This is a genomic window from Lentzea sp. CC55 (assembly GCF_021056325.1).
Taxonomy (GTDB): domain Bacteria; phylum Actinomycetota; class Actinomycetes; order Mycobacteriales; family Pseudonocardiaceae; genus Lentzea; species Lentzea jiangxiensis.
In genome coordinates, this window is the sequence record NZ_JAJCXE010000011.1 from 213,636 (window position 1) to 229,087 (window position 15,452).

General features: G+C 69.7%; 14 protein-coding genes. 6 read left to right on the forward strand and 8 right to left on the reverse strand.

Features of this window, described 5'->3' with window-relative positions:
- Positions 1–63: 63 nt before the first annotated feature.
- From L6E10_RS08160 to L6E10_RS08175, 4 genes are all read left to right on the forward strand, one after another.
- On the forward strand, positions 64–732 hold the full coding sequence (locus L6E10_RS08160) for an NUDIX domain-containing protein (protein WP_275676270.1): 669 nt from the start codon (positions 64–66) through the stop codon (positions 730–732).
- A 10-nt stretch (positions 733–742) separates the two neighbouring features.
- Positions 743–1,423 (forward strand): LON peptidase substrate-binding domain-containing protein, encoded by a 681-nt coding sequence (locus tag L6E10_RS08165; RefSeq protein ID WP_236218347.1) that lies wholly within the window; start codon positions 743–745, stop codon positions 1,421–1,423.
- Positions 1,424–2,129: 706 nt separating this feature from the next.
- Complete coding sequence (locus L6E10_RS08170) at positions 2,130–3,374, forward strand: MFS transporter (protein ID WP_236218350.1); 1,245 nt, start codon at positions 2,130–2,132, stop codon at positions 3,372–3,374.
- Complete coding sequence (locus L6E10_RS08175; RefSeq protein WP_236218351.1) at positions 3,371–4,093, forward strand: putative hydro-lyase; 723 nt, start codon at positions 3,371–3,373, stop codon at positions 4,091–4,093. The genes L6E10_RS08170 and L6E10_RS08175 overlap by 4 nt, the downstream gene beginning before the upstream one ends.
- 20 nt (positions 4,094–4,113) lie before the next feature.
- Here L6E10_RS08175 and L6E10_RS08180 read toward each other — a convergent pair whose 3' ends face one another.
- The 3 genes from L6E10_RS08180 to bioD form a co-directional block, all read right to left on the reverse strand.
- Positions 4,114–4,707, reverse strand: coding sequence for a DUF2567 domain-containing protein (locus L6E10_RS08180; RefSeq protein ID WP_236218353.1), 594 nt, complete (start codon positions 4,705–4,707; stop codon positions 4,114–4,116).
- A 210-nt stretch (positions 4,708–4,917) separates the two neighbouring features.
- Entirely contained in the window at positions 4,918–5,934 is a 1,017-nt protein-coding gene (bioB, locus tag L6E10_RS08190) for a biotin synthase BioB (RefSeq protein ID WP_090095644.1), read from the reverse strand.
- Between the two features lie 70 nt (positions 5,935–6,004).
- The gene (gene bioD, locus L6E10_RS08195; RefSeq protein WP_236218357.1) at positions 6,005–6,724 is read right to left on the reverse strand and encodes a dethiobiotin synthase; all 720 of its coding nucleotides are present in this window, start codon (positions 6,722–6,724) and stop codon (positions 6,005–6,007) included.
- Between the two features lie 36 nt (positions 6,725–6,760).
- Between bioD and L6E10_RS08200 the strand changes: the two genes are divergently transcribed.
- On the forward strand, positions 6,761–7,015 hold the full coding sequence (locus L6E10_RS08200) for a glutaredoxin family protein (protein WP_236218359.1): 255 nt from the start codon (positions 6,761–6,763) through the stop codon (positions 7,013–7,015).
- A 28-nt stretch (positions 7,016–7,043) separates the two neighbouring features.
- Here the strand turns inward: L6E10_RS08200 and L6E10_RS08205 are convergent, their stop codons facing one another.
- Genes L6E10_RS08205 through dnaE form a run of 4 tightly spaced genes read right to left on the reverse strand, consistent with a single transcriptional unit; the run spans position 7,044 to position 13,580 of the window.
- Positions 7,044–7,547: an RICIN domain-containing protein gene (locus tag L6E10_RS08205; protein ID WP_236218361.1), complete on the reverse strand. Its 504-nt coding sequence runs from the start codon at positions 7,545–7,547 to the stop codon at positions 7,044–7,046.
- Positions 7,548–7,558: 11 nt separating this feature from the next.
- On the reverse strand, positions 7,559–8,815 hold the full coding sequence (locus L6E10_RS08210) for an adenosylmethionine--8-amino-7-oxononanoate transaminase (protein WP_308102687.1): 1,257 nt from the start codon (positions 8,813–8,815) through the stop codon (positions 7,559–7,561).
- A 10-nt stretch (positions 8,816–8,825) separates the two neighbouring features.
- On the reverse strand, positions 8,826–10,031 hold the full coding sequence (locus L6E10_RS08215) for a cytochrome P450 (protein WP_236218363.1): 1,206 nt from the start codon (positions 10,029–10,031) through the stop codon (positions 8,826–8,828).
- A gap of 36 nt (positions 10,032–10,067) precedes the next feature.
- Positions 10,068–13,580, reverse strand: a complete 3,513-nt coding sequence (dnaE, locus tag L6E10_RS08220; RefSeq protein ID WP_236218427.1) for a DNA polymerase III subunit alpha — start codon at positions 13,578–13,580, stop codon at positions 10,068–10,070.
- 265 nt (positions 13,581–13,845) lie between these two features.
- Between dnaE and L6E10_RS08225 the strand changes: the two genes are divergently transcribed.
- Positions 13,846–14,676: an AsnC family transcriptional regulator gene (locus L6E10_RS08225; RefSeq protein ID WP_236218365.1), complete on the forward strand. Its 831-nt coding sequence runs from the start codon at positions 13,846–13,848 to the stop codon at positions 14,674–14,676.
- Here the strand turns inward: L6E10_RS08225 and L6E10_RS08230 are convergent.
- Positions 14,673–15,437, reverse strand: a complete 765-nt coding sequence (locus L6E10_RS08230; RefSeq protein ID WP_236218367.1) for an inositol monophosphatase family protein — start codon at positions 15,435–15,437, stop codon at positions 14,673–14,675. The genes L6E10_RS08225 and L6E10_RS08230 overlap by 4 nt on opposite strands.
- Positions 15,438–15,452 lie beyond the last annotated feature (15 nt).

Consider the following 15,452-nt stretch of genomic DNA (forward strand, 5'->3'; position numbering starts at 1 on the left):
GAAAACGTGGCCGATAGTATCAGCCGAGTGGCCGGTGTGGGACATGAAGTTCTGGCAGCTGTGCTGCGGGTGAGAGGTGCGTCACTCCAGGTCATGCTGTGGGAGCGCGCTCGGGAGCCACACGCTCACCGCTGGTCGCTGCCCGGTGGGGAGCTGCGGGTCGACGAGGACGTGGAGTCCTCCATCCGCCGTCAGCTGGCGGAAAAAGTCGACGTGCGACAGTTGTCACACGTCGAGCAGCTGGCCGTCTTCAGCGCCCCGGACCGCGTTCCCGGTCCCCGCGTCGTCGCGACCGCGTTCCTCGGGCTGGTCCCGTCGGACGTCGACCCCGAGGTCCCCTCGGACACCACGTGGCACTGCGTCGACGAACTCCCCGCGATGGCGTTCGACCACGCCTCGATCGTCGGGCGAGCGCGGCACAGGCTCGGCTCGAAGCTGTCGTACACGAACCTCGGTTTCGCCCTGGCACCACCGGAGTTCACCATCTCCCTGCTGCGCGACCACTACTCCGCCGCACTGGGCTACCGCGTCTCCGCGACGAACCTGCAACGCGTGCTCTCCCGCCGCCTGCTGCTGGAACCGACGGGGGGCACCGCACCCCCCGGCCCGTCGGGAGGCAGGCCGGCCGCCCTGTTCCGGTTCAGCGCCAAGGGAATCAAGGTGACCGATCCGTTCGCCGTGCTCAGGCCGCCGGGATCCGGCCGTCCGGCAGGCGGAGTTGCCACCCCGTAACGTTGCACGCGTGGCAGAGACGCTTCCGTTGTTCCCCCTGGGCACCGTGCTGTTGCCTGGGGCGTCCCTGCCGTTGCACATCTTCGAACCGCGTTACCGCCAGCTGGTCGTCGACCTGATGACCGGCTCGCTGTTCGGCCGCACCTTCGGCGTCGTGTGCATCAAGGAGGGCTGGGAGGTGGGCGCCGACAACGTCCGCTCCCTGCAGGACATCGGCTGCTCGGCCGACCTCCTCGACGCACGTCCGCTGCCCGAGGGGCGCTTCGACATCGTGACGCGCGGGGTGCGGCGGTTCCGGTTGCTGGACGTGGACACCACCACCGCCCCCTACCTGCTGGCACACGTCGACTACGTGGACGACGCCCCGGTGCCCGAGGCGGCCCAGGAGGTCGTGCCCATCCTCGAACGCGGGGCCCGCGCGGCCCACGAGCGCTACTGCGGGGCGGCGTGGCACCGGGAGGACTGGTCCTCCCCCGCCGCGGACGTGGACCTCGGCGCGTTGTCGTACCTGCTGGCCGCGGACTGCCTGCTGCCCGTCGAGGACCGGCAGCGGCTGCTGGAGGAGAGGTCGCCGGCCCGCCGTTTGCGGCTGGTGCGGCGGATGCTGCACCGGGAGACCGGGATTTTGAGCACCTTGAAGGCCGTTCCGGTGCCGTTGACGGAGTTCGGGCACGTGCCTTCGCCCAACTAGGCGGCTCGGCCGGGGTCCGCACTGGGCGTGGGTGGGCCCGGAAGCCTGACCGCTGGTCGGCTTCGGCGACTGAACGCGCAGCCGGCCGCCGGTGGGCCTCGGCAGCGGAACGCACAACCGGCTGCCCAGTTGACCGGCTCGACGGCGGAGCACGCAGCCGACCGCCCAGTTGACCGGCTCGGCGGCGGAACGCGCAGCCGAGCGCCCAGTTGACCGGCTCGGCGGCAGTCCCGGCCAGGACGTGTCCCTTCACAGGGCTGTGCCCCATTTCGCCATGCTGCCTGCCGAACGCACCGCGCCCCCAGCCCAGTTCTCGCCTCGCCGCGCAGGTCGCCAGCCGGGGCTCATCCGCCACGCGAGCCGCCAGCGTCCTTATGGCGCACAGACAGCCGACGCCCACGTCTCCAGCTAGGTCTCACCTGCCACGCGAGCCGCCAGCATCCTTCTGGCACACAGACACCCCGACGCGCAGGTCCCGTCCCAGGCAGCCCGCATGCGGTTCCACGGCCACCTCGGCCCTCCGCCCCTGAGCCGAAGCCCGTTGAGCCGCAGCCCGTTGAGCCGCACCCAGGAGCGCCGCTCAGCCCATCCCCACCCACCGATCGTCGGATCGTTGAATTGTGGTCTTGTCGGATTGTTCAACAATCCCATACGCTGAGTCCCACATCACATTCGACCACTCCTCCACCACGCTGCGAGGTGTCGCATGAGCACGACCACGACCGAGGACACAGGCCGTTTCGCCTGGTTCCGCAGTCTGGGCCAGAAGGGCAGGCGCGCGTTCATCGGCGCGTTCGGCGGCTATGGGCTGGACTCGTACGACTACTGGGTTCTGCCGCTGAGCCTGGTCGCGATCACCGGCTATTTCGGCCTCACCAAGGCGGAAGCGGGCCTGCTGGGCACGAGCACGCTGATCATGAGCGCCATCGGCGGCGCGGTGGCGGGCGTCATGGCCGACCGGTTCGGGCGGTCGAGAACGCTCATCATCACCGTGGCGGCGTACGCGTTCTTCACCGTGCTGTGCGGCTTCGCGACGAACTACGAGACGCTGCTGGTGTTCCGGGCGTTGCAGGGCCTCGGTTTCGGTGGCGAGTGGGCGGCCGGGGCGATCCTCGTGGCCGAGTACTGCAAGCCGAAGTACCGCGGGCGCACGGTGGCGTTCATCCAGAGCGCGTGGGCCGTGGGCTGGGGGCTCGCCGTCGTCGTCAACACCCTGGTGGCGAGCTTGGCCGACCCCGCCATCAGCTGGCGGGTCATGTTCTGGACGGGCGCGCTGCCCGCGGTCCTCATCTTCTACGTGCGCCGCAACGTCGACGACGCCCCCGAGGTCAAGGCGCAGCCCAGGGCGCGCGGGACGTTCCCGAAGATCTTCCAGGGGCCGATCCTCAAGACCACGCTGTTCGCGGCGTTGCTCGCAACGGGTGTGCAGGGCGGGTACTACACGCTCGCCCTGTGGTTGCCGGCGTTCCTGCAGACCGGGCGCGGGCTCACGATCATCGGCACGGGCGGGTACCTCGCGTTCCTCATCACCGGTGCGTGGATCGGGTACGTGTGCGGCGGCTACCTGACGGACTACCTGGGGCGCAAGAAGACTTTCGCGCTGTTCGCGGTCACCAGCGCGTTGCTGATCGTGGCGTACACGCAGATCCCCAACGGTGCCAACACGTTGGTCATGTTCCTCGGTTTCCCGCTCGGGTTCTGCACGTCCGCCATCTTCAGCGGGTTCGGCAGCTACCTCAGCGAGCTCTACCCGACGCAGCTGCGCGGCACGGGGCAGGGCTTCACCTACAACCTCGGGCGCGCGTTCGGCGCCGTGTTCCCCGGGCTGGTCGGCTTCATGGCCGACCGGCTGGGCATCGGCGGTGCGATGCTGTTCGGGGCGGCCGCGTACGGGATCGCCGTCGTCGCACTGGTCTGGCTGCCGGAGACCGCCAACAAGGAGCTCGAATGACGACCGCGGGACAGGCGCCGGGCCAGGCGCAGGCCAACCTCATCGCCATCCCCAGGGACTGGGCGTACGACTTCCTCCTCTTCACCCACCGCAACCCCAAGCCGTGCCCGGTGCTCGACGTGCTGGACGCGGGCGAGACGGTCAGCGCGCTCAAGCGGGACGCCGACGTGCGCACGCACGCACCGCGCTACCGGGTCTGGGAGAACGGTGAGCTGACAGCGGAACCGGAGGACGCGACCGGGTTCTGGCGCGACGACCTGGTGACGTTCCTGATCGGCTGCAGCTTCACGTTCGAGACCGCGCTCGTCAACGCGGGGGTGCCGCTGCGGCACGTCGAGCAAGGCAGGAACGTCTCCATGTTCGTCACGGACATCCAGTGCCGGCCCGCCGGGAGGCTGCACGGGCCGATGGTCGTGTCGATGCGCTGGATCCCGGAGTCCCTTGTGGACATGGCGCACAAGGTCACGGCGCTCATGCCGTCGGTGCACGGGGCGCCGGTCGGCGCGGGCGACCCGAAGATGCTCGGGATCTCCGACGTCGGCGCACCGGACTTCGGCGATGCCGTGGAGCACGAACCCGGTGACGTGCCGGTGTTCTGGGCGTGCGGGGTGACGCCGCAGGCGGTGCTGATGAAGTCCAGGCCGCCGTTCGCGATCACGCACGCGCCGGGGCAGATGTTCGTGACCGACATGCCCGACTTCGCCTATCGGGTCGGATAGGCCACCACGAGGGCGGTGCCTCAGCCGAGGCGCCGCCCCAGGTCGTCCAGGCCGTTCCACGCCGCGCAGCAGCCGTAGGCGAGAGCCGCGCCCAGCGGCCACGCGAGGATTCCCCACCACGTCTCCAGGGCCGGGGCCACGAGCAGGGTGTCGTTCGCCTCGATCGTCGACGGCATCGGGTAGCGGCCGGCGGCCAGCGAGCCGCCCAGGTACTGCGCGAACCAGGCCGCGCCGAACGAGCCCGCGGTCATGCCGAGCATCGCCACGGGACCGCGCCGCTGCCTCAGCAGCCACACCGCGATGCCGGTGACCACGCCCGCGCCGAGACCGATCAGCACGAACACCATCAGCGCGTCGAGCCGGTGGTAGCTCTCCACGCCGATCGGGTAGAACTTGCCGTCCTGCGGCGAGACGATCTTGAGCTGCGCCGGGGCGAGCCACGACCACAGGTAGGCCGCGGGCAGCCCGGCCGCGAACGTCGTCAGCGCGACCACCAGGCCCGGCAGCAGGTCCCGCTTCACCACCACCTTCGGCCGTGGCCGGAGGTAGTAGTGGTAGACGTACGGCGGCTCCGGCACGGGTTCGGTGCGCACCGGCGCTGCGTTCTCGTCCATTCGCGAGAGGTTACTACCGAGCGGACCCGATCTCCCCGTGGCGGCTGCAGCGCGCCGTCCAGCCGTCCGGGGTCACCTGGACGACCATGCGGCGCGCGCATTCCCCGCAGTACCTGGGCGGATCGATCACCGACAACCGCTGACGGCAGACCGCGTGGTCGCCGTCAGCTTCCTCTTTGCCGCAGAAGGAGCAGTACACGGTAGTGATCATCACAGGGTCTGGCTCAGCGCCTTGATGGGCATCGACAGCTCCTCGAGCATGTCGAGGTCCTGCTGCGCCGGGCGGCCGAGGTTCGTCAGGTAGTTGCCGACGATGATCGCGTTGATGCCGCCGAGCATGCCCTGCTTCGCGCCCAGGTCGCCGAACGTGAGCTCACGGCCGCCCGCGAACCGCAGGATCGTGCGCGGCAGGGCGAGGCGGAACGCGCCGACCGTGCGCAGCGCCTCGGCGCCCTCCACGACCGGGTAGTTCTCGTACGGCGTGCCGGGGTTCGGGATGAGGAAGTTCAGCGGGACCTCGTCGGGCTCCAGCTCGGCGAGCTGCACGGCGAACTCCGCGCGCTGCGCCAGGGTCTCCCCCATGCCGATGATGCCGCCGCAGCAGACCTCCATGCCGGCGTCGCGGATCATCCGCAACGTGTCCCAGCGCTCCTCCCAGGAGTGCGTGGTGACGACGTTCGGGAAGTGCGAGCGGGCCGTCTCGAGGTTGTGGTTGTAGCGGTGCACGCCCATCGCCACGAGCTCGTCGACCTGCTCCTGCGTGAGCATGCCGAGCGAGCAGGCGATCTGGATGTCGTTGCCGTCGGCGCGGATGGCCTTGATGCCGTCGCGCACCTGCGAGAGCAGCCGCTTGTCCGGGCCGCGCACGGCCGCGACGATGCAGAACTCGGTCGCGCCGGTGTCGCGGGTCTGCCGCGCCGCGCGGACCAGGCCCGGGATGTCGAGCCACGCCGAGCGCACCGGCGAGGGGAACTGGCCGGACTGCGAGCAGAAGTGGCAGTCCTCGGGGCAGCCGCCGGTCTTGAGCGAGACGATGCCCTCGACCTCGACCTCGGGGCCGCACCAGCGCTCGCGGACCTCGTGCGCCAGCGCCAGCAGCTCGGGGATCCGGTCATCGGGGAGCTCGAGCACCTTCAGCACCTGGGCCTCGGTGAGCCCGACGCCTCGTTCGAGCACCTGCTCGCGAGCCTCGTCGAGCACGTCGATCTGTTCCGGTGCTGCGGTCACGGTCTCTCCTCCTCCTGTGGCCTGGCGTGCACTATGCCGCACTGGATCCTTCATCGTGGAGCGACGTAGGTCACTGGACCGCGAATCGAGCCGCGAACGTCTCCGGGTCGAACTCGCCCCCGAACCAGGGTGAGAACGCTCTCCTGGCCACCGGGAGGAAGTCCGCGGAGCCGAGCTTCGTCACACCCTGCGGCAGCGCGCCGAGCAGCGGGGCCCCCGCGGCCTCGGGCAGGTCGGCCAGGTTCGTGAGGGACGCGAGGTCGGGGTGCGACGGCCAGCTGCCGACGACCACGCCGACCGACTCCAGCCCGCGCCGTTGCAGCGCCTCCGCCGTCAGCGCCGTGGCGTTCAGCGTCCCGAGCCCGGCCTGGGCCACGATCAGGACAGGCGCGTTCACGGCCCACGCGATGTCGGCCAGGGTCGACCCGGCCTCGTCGAACCGCACCAGCAACCCGCCGGCGCCCTCGACCAGCACCAGGTCGTGGGTCTCGTCGAGCTTCGTCACCTCCGCGGCGACCTCTTGGGGGCGCAAGGTGGCCATGCCCGCGCGTCTGGCCGCGGTGGCCGGCGCCAGCGGGTCGGGGTATCTGACCAGCTCACGCGTCGTCACGTCGCCCGCCAGCCGCGCCACCTCCGCCACGTCGCCGGGCTCGCCGGGCAGCAGGCCGGTCTGCGCGGGCTTCAGCACCGCGACCCGTCTGCCCTCTGCCCTGGCCAGCGCCGCGATGCCCGCGGTGACGGCGGTCTTGCCGACCTCGGTCCCGGTTCCGGTGATCACCAGCACGCTCACGAACCATCACCTTAGGACGTCACCTACCGTGAGGGCATGACTGAGCAACCGATCGTGATGTACGGCGCCGAGTGGTGCGGTGACTGCCGCCGGGCCAAGTCCTGGCTGACCCGCAACAACGTGCCGTTCACCTACGTCGACGTCGCGAACGACGACGCGGCGCGTGATCGGGCCGTCGAACTGTCCGGACGCCGGAACATCCCCGTCCTGGTGCTGCCGGGCGGGGACGTCCTGGTCGAGCCGACCGACACGCAGCTCGCGGCCGCGATCGACGTCCAGCCCTCGCCGTAGAGGCGTACGGGGGGCGCCGTCGTGGCTCTCAGCTCTTGCCGTGCACACCGATCGGCGCGCCCTCGTAGACGCTCCACACGCCGAGGACCCCCTTGGTCGCCTTGCTCGTGAGGAACAGGTCGCCCTGGTGGTGGATGACCTCCCACCGCTGCTCCACGCGGCCGGTGCAGTCCCACATCTGGAGCCTGCCGCCCTCGGCGCCGAGCTCCTCCGGGGCGACCACGAGGCACTTGCCGTTGGCCTGGCTGACGACGTACGCGCCGGCGCCGATCTCGGGAAGGTGGTCGTAGCGCCACTGCTGCTCGTCACCGGCGAGGCCGCACGTCCACATCTGCACCTTGCCGCCGTTGCGGTCGATCTCCTCCAGCGCCGCGTCGAGGCACCTGCCCGTCCCGGGGAGGCTGATCGTGCCGCCGCGGCCCGAGCCGTGGAGCTTGGGGAACGTGACGGGCTCGTCCGACGCCCGCGCCGGCACGACGAGAACCGCGGCGAGCAGGACGACCGCGCCCAGGGCGGCCGGGAGTTTCCCCATGAGGTGTCACGTTAGCGGGCGGCGGCCACCACGGCGGCGGCGATCCGGGCCACGTCCTCGTCCGTGCTGATGAACGGCGGCATCGTGTAGACGAGGTCGCGGAACGGCCGCAGCCACACCCCGGCATCCACGGCGGCCTGTGTGGCGCGCGCCATGTCCACCGGCTCGTTCAGTTGCACGACGCCGATAGCGCCCAACACGCGCACGTCCCGAACGCCGGGCAAGGCGCGCGCGGGCGCAAGGCCCTCGGACAGCCCGGCCGAGATGCGAGCGACTTCTCTCCTCCAGTTCTGGGACAGCAGCAGGTCGATCGACGCCAGCGACACCGCCGACGCGAGCGGGTTGCCCATGAACGTCGGCCCGTGCGCGAGCACCGGCACCTCGCCCTTGCTGATCCCGTCCGCCACCCGTGACGTGCAGAGGGTGGCGGCCATCGTCAGGTAGCCGCCCGTCAGCGACTTGCCGAGGCACATCACGTCCGGGCTGACGTTCGCGTGGTCGGCGGCGAAGAGTTCGCCGGTGCGGCCGAATCCCGTGGCGATCTCGTCGAACACGAGAAGCACGTCGTGTGTGTACGCGAGCTCTCGCAGCACGTGCAGATATCGCGGGTCGTGGAACCGCATGCCACCGGCACCCTGCACGACGGGCTCGACGATGATCGCGGCGAGTTCGTCGGCGTGCTGCTCGACGAGGTCCGCGAGGTGCTGGACGTAGGCGGTGTCCATCTCGGCCGGCGGCGCGTCCGCGAACACCTGGACCGGCAGGATTCCACGCCAGAGCGAATGCATTCCGCCGTCGGGGTCGCACACGGACATCGGGTTGAACGTGTCCCCGTGGTACCCGCCGCGCCACGTCATCAGGCGGCGCTTCTCCGGCCGCTTGCGCGACCGCCAGTACTGCAGGCACATCTTGATCGCGACCTCGACCGACACCGAGCCCGAGTCGGCGAGGAAGACGTGCTGCAACGGCTCGGGGGTGATCTCGACGAGCTTCGCGCTCAGCCGGATGGCGGGCTCGTGCGTGAGCCCGCCGAACATCACGTGGCTCATCCGGCCGAGCTGCTCGGTGACGGCCGCGTCGAGCACCGGGTGGCGGTAGCCGTGGATGGCCGCCCACCACGACGACATGCCGTCGACCAGCTCCCGGCCGTCCGCGAGGGTGAGCCGGACACCCGAGGCCTCCGAGACGAGCAGCGGTTCCTGGGTGCCCGGCATCGGGCCGTACGGGTGCCAGACGTGCGCCTGGTCGAGCTTCAGCAGGTCGTCCACCCGCTGCACATTAGGCGAGGCGTACCGGCAGGGTGTGCAGGCCGCGGATCAGCGTGCTGTCCCGCCACACCAGCGTCTCCGGCTCCGCCGCCAGCGCCAGGTTCGGGAACCGCTCCAGCAGCTGCGTCAGCGCCACGTCGAACTCCAGCCGGGCCAGCGGTGCGCCCAGGCAGAAGTGGATGCCGTGGCCGAACGCGACGTGCCCCTGCGCGGACCGCGTCACGTCGAGCCGGTCGGGGTTCTCGTAGCGCTCGGGGTCCCGGTTCGCGGCGATCAGCGACACCATCAGGATCTCGCCCGCGGGCACGGTCACGCCGCCCAGTTCGAGGGGCTCCCTGGTGTAGCGGAAGGTCGCGACGTTGACCGGGCCCTCCAGCCGCAGGAACTCCTCGGTGCTCGCCGGGATCAGCTCCGGGCGGTCCTTGAGGACCTGCAGCTGGTCGGGGTTGCGCAGCAACGAGAGCACGGCGTTGCCGATGAGGTTCACCGTCGTCTCGTGGCCCGCCACGAGCAGCAGGAACGCCATCGAGATCAGCTCTTCGGTGTTCAGCCGGTCGCCGGAGTCGTCGGCGTGCACCAGGGCGGAGAAGAACGTGTCGTCCGGCTCGGCGTCGGCGATCGCCGTGACGTGCTGGAACAGGAAGCCGGCCATCGCGGACGCGGCGGCCTGGACCTGCTCGGGCGTGCCGAACGTCAGCAGCTGGTTCGACCACTCGCGGAAGTCGTCGCGGTTGTCGATCGGGATGCCGAGCAGCTCGCAGATCACCGTGATGGGCAGCGGGAACGCGAACGCCTCCAGCAGGTCGACCTCGTCGCCGTCGTTCAACTTCGCGATCAGCTCGGCCGCGATCTCCTGCACGCGCGGGCGCATCAGCTCGATGCGGCGGGCGGTGAACGCCTTGGTCACGAGCTTGCGCAGCCGCGTGTGGCCGGGCGGGTCCATGTTGAGCATGTGCACCGAGAGCGTGGGCTCGATCTCGCGGTGCTGGCCGCTTTCGGACGAGTGCACCGCCATGAGGTGACCACCCTCGGCGATGTTCTTGCTGACCTCCGCGGCGGTGAGGGCGATCTTCGCCTCGTCGTACCGAGTCACGAGCCAGACCTTGAGCCCGTGCGGCATGAGGACTTCCTGCACGGGGCCCTCGGCACGCAGCAGGGTGTGCACTTCGTGCGGGTTCTGGACGTAGTCGTCGGGCAACTGGGTGAGTGTCGTCACCTCACCCAGTTAACCCCGTTCACTGAAACCTCGCCACTACCGCTGGATGGTGATCCCGCGGATCGTCTTCAGGTCGCCGAAGAGCGAGGGCGTCGTGTTGACGCGGTAGTTGTCCACCACCAGCATCTCCTTCGACTTGTCGCGCTTCTGCACCTCCAGGTGCACGGCGACCTGGCCCGCGTGGGACTTGAGCGTGATCTTCAGTTCCTCGATCAGCTCCGGCGTCAGCATCTTGGTCTGCAGCCCGAGCACGAGCGGCGGCTCCGCGTCCGGGTTCATCTCCGCGTCGCTGATGTCGAGCGGGACGACACCGTCGCCGAAGATCGCCATCTTGTCCTCGCGCCAGTTCACCCGGCCCTTCACGCACACCGCGGAGTCGAGCTCCAGGTCGTCGCGCAGCACCTCGTAGGCCTTCGGGAAGAACAGCACCTCGATGGAGGCGTCCAGGTCCTCGATCACCGTGATCGCCCACGGCAGGCCGTTCTTGTTCACCCGGCGCTCGATCGACGAGATCATGCCCGAGACGATCAGCTCGCCCTCCTTGGGCGGGTCGTCGAGCACGACGGCGATCGGCCTCGGTGCGAACTTGCGCAGGATCCGCTCCGCGCCGTCGAGCGGGTGCGAGGAGACGTACAGGCCGAGCATCTCCTTCTCGAGGCTCAGCATCTGCTTGCGCGGGTACTCCTCGGTGCCGAACTTGAGGTGCGCGAGCGGCGAGGTGCTGTCGTCCTGGTCGTCGGCGCTGTCGCCGCCGAACAGGTCGAACTGGCCCTCGGCCTCCTTGCGCTTGATCGGGACGACGGCGTCGACCGCGTCCTCGTGCACCTGGATCAGCGCGAGGCGCGGGTGGCCGAACGAGTCGAACGCGCCCGCCTTGATCAGCGACTCGATCACGCGCTTGTTGCAGGCGACGAGCTCGGACTTGTCCATGAAGTCCGTGAAGGACGTGTAGGCGCCCTTCTCCTTGCGGGTCTTGATGATCGACTCGACGACGTTCGCGCCGACGTTGCGGATCGCGCCCAGGCCGAAGCGGATGTCCGTGCCGACCGCGCTGAACCGCAGCGCCGACTCGTTGACGTCCGGCGGGAGCACCTTGATGCCCAGCCGGCGGCACTCCGCGAGGTAGACCGCGGACTTGTCCTTGTTGTCACCGACCGACGTGAGCAGGGCGGCCATGTACTCGGCGCGGAAGTTCGCCTTGAGGTACGCGGTCCAGTAGGAGATCAGGCCGTACGCGGCGGCGTGCGACTTGTTGAACGCGTAGCCGGCGAACGGGAGGATCGTGTCCCACAGCGCCTGGATCGCCTCGTCGGAGAACCCGCGCGGGTCGTTGCGCATGCCCTCGCGGAAGCCCTCGAACTCCTTGGCGAGGACCTCGGCCTTCTTCTTGCCCATCGCCTTGCGGAGCACGTCCGCGCGCCCCATGGAGTACCCGGCGACCTCCTGGGCGATGAACATGATCTGCTCTTGGTAGACGATCAGGCCGTGCGTCTCGCCGAGGATCTCCTTGAGGGGCTCGGCGAGCTGCGGGTGGATCGGCTTGACCTCCTGGCGGCCGTTCTTGCGGTCCGCGTAGTCGTTGTGCGCGTTCACACCCATCGGACCGGGGCGGTACAGCGCGCCGACCGCGACGATGTCCTCGAACGACGTCGGCTGCATGCGGCGCAGCAGGTCGCGCATGGGGCCACCGTCCAGCTGGAACACGCCGAGCGTGTCACCGCGGCCGAGCAGCGCGTACGTCTCCGGGTCGTCCATCGGGAGGGTGTCGAAGTCCGGGACGGCGTCCTTGCCCCGGTTCATCTCGATGTTCTCGATGGCGTCGCCCATGACCGTCAGGTTGCGCAGCCCGAGGAAGTCCATCTTCAGCAGGCCGATGTTCTCGCACGACGGGTAGTCCCAGCCGGTGATGAACGAGCCGTCGTCGCGGTACCAGAGCGGGATCGAGTCGGACAGCGGGTCCTTCGACATGATGACCGCGCAGGCGTGCACGCCGGCGTTGCGGATCAGGCCCTCCAGGCCGAGCGCGGTGTCGAAGATCTCCTTCACCTGGGCGTCGGTCTCGAGCAGCGAGCGGACCTCGGCCGCCTCGTTGTAGCGCGGGTGGCTCTTGTTGATGATGCCGTTGAGCGGGATGTCCTTCGCCATGATCGGTGGGGGCAGCGCCTTGGAGATCTTGTCGGCGATCGCGAAGCCCGGCTGGCCGTGGTGCACGCGCGCCGAGTCCTTCAGCGCGGCCTTGGTCTTGATGGTGCCGAAGGTGATGACCTGGGCGACCTTGTCGGCGCCGTACTTCTCGCTCGCGTACCGGATCATCTCGCCTCGACGGCGGTCGTCGAAGTCGATGTCGATGTCGGGCATGGCGGTGCGCTCGGGGTTCAGGAACCGCTCGAACAGCAGACCGTGCGGGATCGGGTCGATGTTGGTGATGCCGAGCGCCCACGACACGGCGGCGCCCGCGGCGGAACCACGGCCGGGACCGACGCGGATGCCCACGCTGCGGGCGTAGTTGATCAGGTCGGCGACGATGAGGAAGTACGCCGGGAAGCCCTTGTCGATGATGACCTTGGCCTCGTAGTCGCAGCGCTCGATGTACTCCTGCGGCACCTCCTGGCCGCGGAAGCGCCACTCGAGGCCGCGCCGGATCTCCTTGCGGAACCAGGACGCCTGGTCCTCGCCCTCGGGGACCTCGAAGTTCGGGATCCGGTCCTTGATGCTCCAGATGTCGTCGTAGGACTCGACCATCTCCGCGACGAGCAGCGTGTTGTCGCACGCCTCCGGCAGGTCCTTCCAGATCTGCCGCATCTCCTCGGACGACTTCAGGTAGTAACCGTCGCCGTCGAACTTGAACCGGTTCGGGTCCGTCAGCATCTTGCCGGACTGCACGCAGAGCAACGCGGAGTGCGTGTCCGCCTGGTCCTTGGTGACGTAGTGGCTGTCGTTGGTGGCGAGCGGCGGGATGCCGAGCTTCTTGCTGATCTCCAGCAGGCCGTCGCGGACGCGGCGCTCGATGTCGAGGCCGTGGTCCATCAGCTCCAGGAAGAAGTTCTCCTTGCCGAAGATGTCCTGGTAGTCGGCCGCGGCCTTGAGCGCCTCGTCGACGTGGCCGAGCCGCAGCCGGGTCTGCACCTCGCCGGACGGGCAGCCGGTCGTCGCGATGATGCCGTCGGAGTGCTGCGCGACGAGCTCGCGGTCCATGCGGGGCTTGTAGTAGTAGCCCGTCTTGCTCGCCTCGGTGTGCAGCCGGAAGAGGTTCCGCAGGCCGTCCGCGTTGCGGGCCCACATCGTCATGTGCGTGTAGGCACCCGCACCGGAGATGTCGTCGCCGCGCTGGCCCGGGTCGCCCCAGAAGACCGGCTTCTTGTGCAGGCGGTTGTGCGGTGCGAGGTAGGCCTCGATGCCGATGATCGGCTTGATACCGGTCTTCTGCGCCGTTTGGTAGAACTCGTCGGACCCGTACATGTTGCCGTGGTCGCTCATGCCGACCGCCGTCATGCCGAGACGCCCGGCCTCCTCGAACAGCGGGGCCACCTTGGCCGCGCCGTCGAGCATCGAGTACTCGGTGTGCACGTGCAGGTGCACAAACGAGTCTGCCACCGGCAACCCCCTTGTGTAGCAAGCGTTTTAGCGCGAATGAGGGACGAACACGTCCGGGCGCCCGCCAACACTACAGGCACCGCTCGCGGCAGCCTCGGATTGGCCTCCGCGATTCGCGAACGCCTCGGCGACACGCCGTGGCGAAGGCCACGGCGCCCGCATGATCTCGATCAGGTATGCGGTGGCACACGCCTCCGCAGCGGCGGGTAGCGTTCTTTTCGTGGTGGTCCCCGATCCCGTAGACGCTCGCCTTCTCGCCGTTCTCGCCGAGTCGGGTCGTGCCGCCGTGCACGAGATCGCCCAGCGCCTCGGCATGGACCCGCGCGAGGCGGCCATGCGGTTGATCACCCTGTCGGGCAGCGGCCTGCCCCTGCTCGTGGGCGTGGAGTGCGACCCGAACGGCGTCCGCCGGGCGCTCGCGAACGCCGCCGCCTACGGCAACTACATGGGCGGCCCGCCGTCCGGGCCGTACGCGGTGCACCAGAGCGGCCCCCACCAGGTCCAGCAGTACGGTCCGCAGGGTCCGGTGAGCCAGCCGTTCCCGGCTCAGCAGCCGCCGCAGTCGACCTGGGGCCCGCCGCAGTCGGCGGGCTGGGTGCGCGCCGACCAGCCGCAGCCCAAGCCCCTCTCGCGGACCGGCAAGATCGGCACGGCGCTGGAGGCGGACAGCCTCGAGGGCGCCCGCCTGTCGATCCAGCTGGTCGAGGTCGTCGACCCGGCCGACTTCCTCTTCACGGCGGCCGGCTACAAGCTCGCCGACGGCGAGCGGGCCGTGGTCGTGCACACCGAGGTGACGAACACCTCGCAGGTGCCGTACACCTCCCTGCCGGACATGTACCTCGTCCTGGTGACCAAGACGGGCGAGACCGTCACGAAGGCCCCCGTCTCGCTGTCCTCCCGCCCGGCGCACAAGCTCGGCGTGCAGCCCGGCGAGACCGCGGGCGGGCACAGCGTGTTCGTGCTGCCGGACGCGACCGAGATCATCCAGGTCCGCTGGAGCGTCCGCCCGGAGGTCGACCAGAACACCCTGGTCTGGACCGTCGACGACTAACCCAGGACCTCCAGCGCCTCGGCGTGCACGCCCGGCGCCGCGGCCAGGTACCCGGTGCTGGTCAGCGTCCACGGCTTGCCGTCGAAATCGGTGACGACACCGCCCGCTTCCTGCACGAGCAGCACACCGGACGCGTGCGCGCGCACGTTGTCGTACTGCCAGTGCACGTCCATCCGTCCGGCGGCGACCTGGGCGAGCTGGTGCGTGACGGGCACGGAGACCCGGACGTAGAGGGCCTTCTTCGCCATCGCCGCGTACGACGCGCCCACCCGGTCGGCCATCTCCGGCCCCTGTCCCGGCTGTGCCTGCCCGGTGCCGGTCAGCGCGCCGTCCAGGGACGTCTTCTCCGACACCCGCAGCCGGACGCCGTTCAGGAAGGCGCCCTCCCCCTCCACAGCCGTGCAGGTCTCGTCGGACAACGGGAAGTGCAGGACCGCGAGCACCGGGCGGCCGTCGCGGACCAGGCTGACGCCGATGTTCCAGTCGGTCATGCCCTGCACCGCGTTCATGTTGCCGCCGACCGGGTCGACGAGCCACCACTCGCCCGGCTCCAGCTCCCCCGAGCCGTGCTCGTCGTCGAGCCAGCGGGCTCGCGGGCGGATCTCCGCGAGCGCGGGCTTCAGGACGTCGACGACGGCGGCGTCGTTGGCGCGGACGGCCGCGACGAGCTCGTCGAGGGAGGACGTGCGCGACTCGGTCGAGTAGCGCTTCGACATCCGGGCCCCGGCTGCGCGGACGGCGGCGGTGGTGGCGGCGAGCATGGTTTCCTCCAAGAT

Excerpts from the sequence above, each read along its gene's own strand:
- dnaE (WP_236218427.1), bottom strand. The coding sequence starts at position 13,580 with ATGCTCGACGGCGCGGCCAAGGTGGCCCCGCTGTTCGAGGAGGCCGGG.
- L6E10_RS08180 (WP_236218353.1), bottom strand. The coding sequence starts at position 4,707 with ATGGACGAGAACGCAGCGCCGGTGCGCACCGAACCCGTGCCGGAGCCG.
- L6E10_RS08230 (WP_236218367.1), bottom strand. The coding sequence starts at position 15,437 with ATGCTCGCCGCCACCACCGCCGCCGTCCGCGCAGCCGGGGCCCGGATG.
- L6E10_RS08200 (WP_236218359.1), top strand. The coding sequence starts at position 6,761 with ATGACTGAGCAACCGATCGTGATGTACGGCGCCGAGTGGTGCGGTGAC.
- L6E10_RS08175 (WP_236218351.1), top strand. The coding sequence starts at position 3,371 with ATGACGACCGCGGGACAGGCGCCGGGCCAGGCGCAGGCCAACCTCATC.
- L6E10_RS08170 (WP_236218350.1), top strand. The coding sequence starts at position 2,130 with ATGAGCACGACCACGACCGAGGACACAGGCCGTTTCGCCTGGTTCCGC.
- L6E10_RS08205 (WP_236218361.1), bottom strand. The coding sequence starts at position 7,547 with ATGGGGAAACTCCCGGCCGCCCTGGGCGCGGTCGTCCTGCTCGCCGCG.